The organism is Candidatus Omnitrophota bacterium (assembly GCA_016929445.1).
Classification (GTDB): domain Bacteria; phylum Omnitrophota; class Gorgyraeia; order JAFGIU01; family JAFGIU01; genus JAFGIU01.
The window spans coordinates 1-8,715 of sequence record JAFGIU010000120.1 but is presented as its reverse complement, the minus strand read 5'-3'; the positions used below and the strand labels follow the sequence as shown (position 1 = coordinate 8,715).

Below are 8,715 nucleotides of genomic sequence, written 5' to 3'. Positions count from 1 at the left end.
GTGGCCTCCTGTTCATATTTCCATACAAAGGGCGCTGCATCATACAACAAGCGCTCCGCATCCACCGGACTGCAACTGAACTCTCTCAGTTCAATCTCAACACAGCGCTCTCGGGCTGCGGATCTGGCTTCAGCCTGCATACGCCTGCGCTCTTCCTGCTCCTGAATCAGTTCCGCAAACAAAACCCACATCTTCTTGGCAGTCTGCTCCACACTGACCCGAGGTGTTTCGCGCAGCGCATTGCGCATCATGGAAACATATCCGCCGTCTGCCCGGTGATTCCGGTAAACATCGGCAAACTGCTCAAGGGCTGCAAGAAAACCCCCGGCATAAGGACGGTCCGGTTGGTTGGGATCCTCACGATTTCTTTCGTAGGGCACATTAAAGGCATTGGCTTCGCCAAAATTTTGACGCTCCGGATCATAGGGGATACAAAACTCGGGGACCGCACCATCCCAACTGGCGATGATCAGGGCCCCGTTCATCAAGGCCTTCAGAAAGCCCGTGGCCGAAGCCTCCCGGCCGTCATCGGCCAGCATCACCGAAACATTGGTGCCTCTGAACAACTCCGGCGCTTCGGCAATATTGAAGTTGTCAAAGAACTTGATTTGCTTGCGAAGCCTCTCATCCTGGGTCAAAGCGCGTTGGATACGGCTGTACTGATTTTTCCCATAGTTGTCGTTTTGGTGAATGCGTCCGCCGAACACAAAGACAATTCCGGTCCGGACAAACGCTTCACGCATTTCCGGATTTTCAAGAACGTCGGCCAGAAGCTCCACCCGCTTGTATTCCACCAGGCGGCGATCCCAAATAACGACCGGATTATCCTCAACAATCATCTGGTCTGCCCATTCAAGCAGATCCCCATCCGTGACCGGATCTCCGGTCTTCTGGCGTTCCGCCAGGAATCGCAGCAGACCGGCGCGCTTTTGATCCTTTGCCGCCAATAACTCTTCATCGAGCTGAGCATCCTTTTCGGCCAATTCCTGATCAGTCATCCTGCGTTCGGCCGCCGGCAGTACTCGCTCCGTGTCCAATTCAACCAAACGCTGATAAAGGGCCACAAAGGCTTCATCCGGCCAGGAATGAGGACTCACGCCGTTGGTAATAGCCCGGATCTTGTCCACAAAAGGAGCCAGCTCCGGCATGTCTTTCATCACATCCGCATGTTTTTCAGCCACCCCATAAACCCCGTCGGCAATCATGATGATCAGGGCTGTTGCATCCACAAAGCGCTTGCCATCCTTTTCCACCCAAACGGGCAAACCTTCGAGCCAACCGCGATCCACACCGAGAAAGCTAAGGATGGACTCGTCCCACAGCGGATGCGCATAAGGCAGTGGGGTGTGATCGTTAAAGACGGTTAAGGTGTCGGCAAACCAGGGGTCCTCCGAGAGTTCGTCTTTTATACATCCGAGCTTCGGCTGCGCGAATAGAGCATTGGCTTCACTCATCACCACGATGTCCGGCTTAATTTTTTGAATCACCTTGGTCAGTTTGAGCGAGGCACGCCCTAAAGCCCAATTCTGCCGGAGGCGCATTTCCTTTTCCCAACGCTCCTTGTCCTCGACGTCCTCGGGCGCTTCTGGCTTGCCTGGATACACCACATCTGTCAGCCCGGGGATTTCCAAGAAATAACCCGAGGCTCCTCCATAACTACCTTCAGGCACCTTCCAAACATAAACCGTAACCCAGGAACCGTCGAACATCTGGAGCTGGAATTCGTCTTCGTCTTCGTGGTCTAAATATTTTTTAAGCTTGTCAGCGACAGGTCGCTTGACCAGCTCCACACTTCCATCCTCAAGGGTTTCCTGAAAATAGACATTTTCGTAGAGCAAGGAAACGGTAGTCACTTGAGTGTTGTCTGAGAAATCCCCTTGTGCCACGGTGCGTTCGCGCAACAAAGGCCCTATTCCGCCTACAGAGGTGGACATGGCTATGGCCCGCCAGTCATCTTCCGTCAGTTCCCCGTACTCTGCGATGTCCTCATTGATCCTCTGCAGCAGTGCATCCGGCAAAGCCATTTCCACAGTCACTTCGAGGATGTGCTTGTTTCGAAGCACCTGCTTCGCTTCCTCAAACTTGCTTTCATCCGCGCCCTCGAAACGCCTGAGCTCGCGCTCCCACTCTTCCCGATTCAGCAGCGCATCCCAATCCTCGCGCACCACTTGATACGGAGCAAGTTGCATTTCGAAAACTTGTCCATTTTTTAACCTCAAACGCACCGTTTGGGCAAAGCCGGAAAGATTCGTCAAAAGCACCTGTGATCGGCCTTGCGCCACAATTTCAACCCCGCCGACGTAGGGATTCCCTGTGTCCACAGAAACAAATTCAGCCCCATCCCTCTTGGCTTGACTCACAAATTCCAAGAGCCCGTTGTGGAATGCCGCGTACTCCTCGTCCTTCTCTGCCTCCAGGTCAATATCCCCGGGCCCTCCGTACATAAAGGGAAGGTGTTTCTTGTATCCAAGCCGATCCGGCCTGTATTCGAGAACACTGGTACGTTTGGGCTGCTTCAGATGCAAAACCATGGCCGCTGCATAGACTGCCTTCATTCTCTCGGTAGCTTGCTCCGGAGCCAGTCCACGGCCATAGGAGCCCAGCCCGCCTTCATAGGCGGATTGATCGTGGTTGTCAAACACAATCAAGGCCCTCTTATGCCCGCGGCGCGGATCAAAGCCCTTGATGTACTGGTTCAAGCCATGTTCCAAGCCCTCAAAAGTCACATCCAAATCCCTGGCGGATTTCCAATCCACCTCCGGTTTGGATTCGCAAAATCCCTCCCAGTAGATTTCGTCACAGGGCTCCTGGATTTCGTGGCCGAACCATTCGGCAACCAGATGAAAACCGCGATTCCGGAGCTCCATCATCAAGTACTGGGACCAGGAGCCCCCCAAATCCAGGCGAAGATTGTCTATCCCAACGGCTTCAAGCCACCAATCGATCCTGGCTCCGGCATCCGGATTCTGATTGTCGAGGCGCCAGGCCCAGGGGGAGACTATTCCCTTGATCTCCCTGCCCTCGCGCACCAGACTCGTACGCAAGTAGTCTTCCGGCGGAAACACATGGCGGCCCAAGCCCGTATCCGTGTGCAAAACCGCGTCATACATCAACTCAATGCCCGCTTTCTTGGCTGCATCCTTCAGCGCTTTAAAGTCCTCCGGCGTACCGTATTCCGTGGCCAAGGCTGCCGGCGCATAGCCGCTCAACCACGGCAAAGTCTGAAGGGTCAAAGTGCCCGGATTGAGTAATAGCCGGTCATACGCGCTGTACTTGTCCAAATTCTCCGCCAGCCAGCGGATCCGGCTCTTGCCCTGGGCGCGCAGTTCTTCCAGACTCGGGGTCTCTGCATCCAAATTGATTTGGAGGGTCAGCGCACCTGTCCGGGATTCGGTGTGAGCGAGCCGGTCGTACAGAGGCCTAGACAACGGATTCCGAAGAGAGCTCTTGGCTTTAATCTCAATGCGACGATTGGAGCTTGCATTCTTCGGGTCCTTGACCGAAAGATCCGGAACAAGCACATCCACGCTTCTGCCGTTCTGTTCGACATAAATCCCAAAAACATACTCCAAGTGTCTGGGCTGGGCCCCGGGTTTGAGATCCGGGGCAATAAGCCAGGAAAGGGTGCCTTCTTCATCCAAAGTGGATGGATAACGAACTGTCCACCCTCCCTTCAGATCATCGATTGATACTCTGGTGTCCTCAATGGTCACGGTATTGCCCCACTGCCCCAGGTGCCGGTCCTCCAGCGCATTTGAGGAGAAGAAGACCTTGTCCGGATTATCCAGGGCATATGCGAGGACCGTCTCTAAAAGACGGTCTTGGAAGCGCTCTTGTAAGATTCTTGCAGTCTCCTGCAACTCCGCTTGCGGGAGCTCTGTCCAATCCCGGTCCTGCGGCAAAATCTCCTGCAACTCCGCATCCCAAGCAAAGGCACGTGCCAATTTTTCAATCAGCTCGATATAGCCCTTTGCGGAAGACTCGAAGACTCTCTCAAATTCTTGGGGCAGACCCTGCCTCAATCCCTCAACCGATAGCCGGAATCGAATCCCGCGCGCCTCAGGAGCCGGAGCCAAATGCGAAAACTCAGACTTGCTTCTGTCCACCTTGACCTCAAAGAGCTTGTCGTAAACAAAGCCGGCATATCCCTCTCTCCCGTTTAGATAGGCATCCCACTCTGCATCCCAACGCGCTTCAAAATTCAATAGCCACCCGTCCAGGCGGGGATCCTGCAGACCACTCTCGCCGTATACCTCCTTGAACAAGGCAATAAAATCCCCGGGCAACCACATCCGACCCCGGATAACCAACTCGTCCTCGCCTTTCACATACCCCTGGCGAGTGTAGGCGGCCAGTGCTCGCAAGCGCACAAACCAGTGAGGGTAATCAAGCAATTGTGTCTCCAAAGTCTCAACCGATTGAATGAGATTCTCGGCCGAGATACTTTCCTGCCCCTGCGCGGCAGCCAGCACCCCTCCGATAAATTCGCGGCAGAGTTTCGTGTAGACCTGCGGATCATCCCCGGGCGGTTTGGGTTGTTGCTCGTTGACCAGATTCCACGCATCCGCGCCGCGGCCATCTCTGACAAGACGCCTCGCCTTTTCCAGCATTAAATCGATACGGAGAATTTCGCCGGAGCGGTTGGATTGCGCGGCATGGTCCACCAGCATCAATTCCGCCAATCTCCGGCTCAACAAAATTCTGCCCGAGCCCTCCTCGAGAGAAGCTCTGGGCACATTCCCAGGCACAATGAGAAAGGGCTGGAATTCGGGCCTTATGTTGTGAATCTGCCGCCAGAGTTCTTGCAGCACAGGCCAGGAAGCATCCTCGCCGTCAAGCGCAGGCGGCAGAGGCGCTTGACGCCGGACATCGGCTTCAGTGGCAAGGGGATTTGCAATATGAAAGGCCTCGTGCGCTGCCCAGGCCCGGCGCCACTCTTGGTTTCGGCCCACCACGCGCCGCATATCCACAGGATCCATGACCAACTGGGAACGGCTGGTGCCCGGATGCACGCAAAGATCTGCGGGAATGTCTGTAACGCCCCGCTCTGCAGCCAACTCCTGAATGCGCTGAATCAAACCGGGCAACAGCCAGATCGTTGCATCCTGCGCAGCCAGGGCTTTCTCCGGATCCAAAGCATCGTATTCCGGATCCCCGGGTCTTAAAGCCCGGCGCATCTTGATTTGATGCACCTGGGTGAAGTATTCCGCAATCGCTTCTTTGAGAAGCTGGTGCTGCTCATCAGTCATGCCTCGCCCCGACCAGCGCATGACCGGTGCGGGTTCGGCGGACAATGTCCATTGCTCAAAAAAGACCTTCAGCCGATCAAGAGCCGTGCGCGCGGGATCTTGGGCCAATGCGGCGGACAGAGCCTCCCGGCGGTCCAAAAACAATTGGCGCACGCTGTCGCTAAGAAGGTTTGAATAATCGATGGGATTCCATGCCGGAGTACACGCGGCAGTCAGAAGCATGGTGAGTGAGAGGTAGTCCCGGCGGCGTTCTTCCCCGGGATCCTTCAGAGAGTGAATCTCCTCCTCTGCATCGACCAGAACGGCAAGTGAAGTATGGGAAGAGTCAAAGGACTTTGGCGGAACTGCCAGCGCTGTATCCACAGGACTCAAGCAGAGGACCTGAACCATCAGCAAGGAAGCCAGCCTGAACCACAAGCGATCGAATCGTCTCACAGAAGACATCCGTCTGCGATTATCCACCTCTGGGTTATGGGTGGGAGTGACCTGTTGGGGGAACCTATTCGCCTCCCCGCCACGAGGCGATACACCAGTATCAAGTGTACCCGAGCGAATTCGATTATTCAAGTCTTAATAAATGTAATTTCTCATAAGCAAGAGAAAGGGGCCACTGAACTCTCCTGCTTCAGCGGCCCCAATCCCATCCGGGACTTCAAAACCCGAACCCAATCTCACTCTCTACTCACTGACCTTCCGCGATCCCTGATACCAACCGTCTTCGCGCCTTGTGACAGCCACCCCGTCGAGTTCCGCCACAGACCCGACCGCACCGATAGTCGGATACATATTCGATCCGCCTGAAAGCACACACACCCGGTGTCCTTTTGCCGGATCCAAGTGCACCAGCACAAACTTGTCGCCGAAGTCTTGCACCTCAAAACGATTTTCCGCATAGATTCCTTCCGGGGCCTGAGTCAAGAATTCAACGGGCAGGAGCAGATCTCCGGAGGTCAAAGTCGCACCCCAGGCCAGTTTCTCCGTTTGGTTCTTGTCCTTATAGACAAAATCCCAATCCGTGAACTTGGCTCTTTTCTCAAATTCCCCCACCTGAGTGCGCATCGAGCCTCCGGTGATGCGCATTTCACCCTTTTGGGGCCAAAAATTCCCGTCTGCGCCAAGCACCGACATCCCCTCTTGGGAGAGAGGATCATCCTCGGCAATCCCGCCGATGAGCTGCGCATCCTCCGGAATCCGGGCCGCCAGCTCGTCATTGACCCCGGTGGCCGGAGGCCAGGACACTGTCTCCGGCTGCCCCGAACATCCCACCAAAAAAACTGCCAAGACGCCTGCCCAAATAAAATTCTTCATTTCTTCGTTTCCTCCGTTAAACACCGTGGTCATCCAATCCGGGCAAATCCAAGCTGGCCTGATATTATACACCTTTAGATAGACTCCGGGATGGGCAACTAGGCAAGCGCCTTCCAAAGGGTGAGCGTTCCGAGCATCAAAATCACACAAGCGATCGCCACCTTTGCCGCTCTTTCAGGGATGTGTTTCAAGGCGTGGGCTGCAAAAGGCACTGAGAGAACTGCCCCAGCCATCAGCCACGGGGCCAGCACCCAGTCCACTTCTTTGCCCAGGATAAAGAAGAGCACCACGCCGACTAGGCAGGTGATCCCTTCTGCGAGGGATGTGATCCCAACCGCATTCTTGACCCCGACGCCGGACAAGAGCTGTCCTCCCATCACCAAAGGCCCGTAGCCGCCTCCGCTCATTCCTTTGTTGAAAGATGCGATGGTCGCAAGCACGGTAATTTTTCTCCATGTAAAGCGTGGCTTGCGATTCAATGTCGCCAGGATAAAGACTCCCATCAACACGATAATCACCCCGATCCAAAGCTTAACGATATTTTGGGGCAGGTTTAGAACAACAAAGACCGCGGCGGTGGTGCCAATCACTGAAAATACGGTCAGTACCAAAGCCACCTTGGCATCTTTGTTCCCGGGCTTGAAATTCACGTTACGGACAGTGTGATGGAAAAAGGCTGCGTTAATGCCTGAAACGAACTCAGAAAGAAGGACAGCGGGCACAATCTGCAAAGGCTCAAAGCCAAGGAGCAATAGGAGCGGAGTCAGGCTCGTACCATAGCCCATGCCCAGACTGGAATCGACAAACTCGCACATAAAGGCCAGCGGGATCAACAATAAATAGCGGATTTCCATCGGGCTTCCTCAAACCAGATCTGCAAGACTTGCTTTTTCAAGCGTCGTTGCCACATAGTCCCTAATGTCTTTCAACAGGCGGATGATCTTCTTTTCTTTTTGAAGCGGTGTCTCCCAATAGAAAAACTTGCTCACACTATCCGTGGGCGCCAACGCACCATCCATTAGCCGGATGACCTCAGCCACAGAAATACTCTTGGCCGGACGTGACAACTTATAGCCCCCTCCGGCTCCCCTGCGAGTTTTGGTATAGCCGTTTTGCTTCAATACCATCATGAGGTGCTCAAGATATTTCTTGGGGATGTCATACTTAATGCAGATATCTTCGATTTTGACAAACCCGCTGTCCTCATGCCTGGCGATAAAGATAAGCGCCAACAAAGAGTACTCGCTTTTTGTGGTCAGCCTCATAGAGTTCCAATTGCCTCCTTTGTCTATTAGCTTAATAGACAATAAAAGTGAAATCAACTGGCTACGTTGGCCCTGCGCTCAACAAAAAGAGGGAAATGCGCGTGGTTATCGCATCTCCCTCTGGGGTGTGGATTTATATATGGCGGACCCGACGAGATTCGAACTCGCGATCTTCTGATCGACAGTCAGATGTGTTAGGCCAGGCTACACCACGGGTCCAAAGCCGAATATCGCATAGGTACTCCGGGGAAAACACCGCAACTTACCGTCACTACTACGTTGCGCTCCCTCGGCCGTCCTCGATGTATCACACCGGATACGCCTGCGGGGTCCTCGGTCGCGCGCCTTGTATTGCCGACAATCTGCGCCATTTTCCCTCGAACTACCCATACGATATCCGGCTGGTCGAAAGTCCCTATTATAGCGGAGACCCCACCGGAGTCAAGGTTCTGTAAGATAACTTGAGCAAACAAGATATGTAATTTTACCCGCTTAGCCGTCCCAAGGATCCGGTTTTTATCCAGACGTCCGGAGGCTCCAGCTCTGCTGAGCCGGAGGACACAACCCGGAAGGGGGGGGCAGGCGCCACGTTTCGCCATGGGCGCTGAAGGCTCCCCGTTCGCCATTCAGTTACAATGCAGACTCTATCCTTCTGACTAATTCTATCCGGCCAGATGGGGCTTTTGCCGAAACAAGAACTACTTCGCTTGACTGAAACGCTAGCGCAGCGGCCAATTCTTTGGGGTGTTGCCCCAAAACAACCTCCACCCAGAGAATCTGCTGCTGGGCCCACTGCCGCGTTACGTCATTCTGAACTTGGTAGGCGGTACAGGGCTCGAACCTGTGACTTCTTCCTTGTAAGGGAAGCGCTCTAGCCAACTGAGCTAACCGCC

Annotated in this window: 4 protein-coding genes and 1 tRNA gene; all 5 read right to left on the bottom strand. The window is 54.4% G+C overall.

Going from position 1 to position 8,715, the window contains the following annotated elements:
* A partial coding sequence (locus JW937_09420) for a glycogen/starch/alpha-glucan phosphorylase (protein ID MBN1587626.1) occupies positions 1–5,684 on the bottom strand: 5,684 nt, incomplete at its 3' end.
* A 243-nt stretch (positions 5,685–5,927) separates the two neighbouring features.
* On the bottom strand, positions 5,928–6,557 hold the full coding sequence (locus JW937_09415) for a hypothetical protein (GenBank protein MBN1587625.1): 630 nt from the start codon (positions 6,555–6,557) through the stop codon (positions 5,928–5,930).
* A gap of 98 nt (positions 6,558–6,655) precedes the next feature.
* The gene (locus JW937_09410) at positions 6,656–7,411 is read right to left on the bottom strand and encodes a sulfite exporter TauE/SafE family protein (protein MBN1587624.1); all 756 of its coding nucleotides are present in this window, start codon (positions 7,409–7,411) and stop codon (positions 6,656–6,658) included.
* A gap of 9 nt (positions 7,412–7,420) precedes the next feature.
* Positions 7,421–7,822 (bottom strand): Rrf2 family transcriptional regulator, encoded by a 402-nt coding sequence (locus JW937_09405; protein ID MBN1587623.1) that lies wholly within the window; start codon positions 7,820–7,822, stop codon positions 7,421–7,423.
* A 140-nt stretch (positions 7,823–7,962) separates the two neighbouring features.
* A tRNA-Asp gene (locus JW937_09400) sits at positions 7,963–8,041 on the bottom strand.
* Positions 8,042–8,715: the final 674 nt, after the last annotated feature.